Consider the following 864-nt stretch of genomic DNA (forward strand, 5'->3'; position numbering starts at 1 on the left):
ATCGCATTAGATTCAGTTCTAATGAGACTCTTAGGTCGGACATCTGGAGTAATCCATTTTACATTGTCTAGTTTTGAGGGAATAATCCTTTAAATATGTACACTGAAAACTACACAGAAGATAAAATGTATCAAAATCATCGAGTACAAGATCGAAAGATAGTGTAAACAATGGTTGAAACGAACATTTTAGGATTCAAACAAGCATAGACATCAAGCAATTGATCTTTATGGCTTATAAGTTAAGCTACAAAGGGCATATGGCGGATGCCTAGGCGCTTCGAGCCGATGAAGGACGCGATAAGCTGCGAAAAGTCATGGGGAGCCGCAAGTAGGCTGTGATCCATGAATCTCCGAATGGGGCAACCCGGTACGAGTTATGTCGTATCATCTACGGAAGGCAGACCTGGTGAACTGAAACATCTAAGTAGCCAGAGGAAAAGTAATCAAACGAGATTCCCATAGTAGCGGCGAGCGAACAGGGAAGAGCCCAAACCGGACGACTTCGGTCGACCGGGGTTGAGGACTGGCATAAAGGGAAGAATTCCTAGCTGAAGCTTCTGGGAAGGAGCGGCACAGAAGGTGAAACCCCCGTAAGCGAAAGGGATTCCAACGGGCCAGTATCCAGAGTACCACGAGACACGTGAAACCTTGTGGGAAGCAGGGTGGACCACCATCCAAGGCAAAATACTACGAAGCGACCGATAGCGCATAGTACCGTGAGGGAAAGGTGAAAAGGACCCCGGGAGGGGAGTGAAATAGAACCTGAAACCGTATGTCTACAAGCAGTTGAAGCACTTTATATGTGCGACAGCGTGCCTATTGAAGAATGAACCGGCGAGTTAATTTTTGTTGCGAGGTTAAG

The 864-nt window shown here is 46.4% G+C and carries 1 rRNA gene; it reads left to right on the forward strand.

The window, feature by feature from the left end:
- Window positions 1–239: 239 nt before the first annotated feature.
- Window positions 240–864: ribosomal RNA gene (locus FZ041_RS14315) — 23S ribosomal RNA — on the forward strand; the annotation flags it as partial.

This window comes from Pseudoselenomonas caprae (genome assembly GCF_008271345.1).
Classification (GTDB): Bacteria; Bacillota; Negativicutes; order Selenomonadales; family Selenomonadaceae; genus Selenomonas_A; species Selenomonas_A caprae.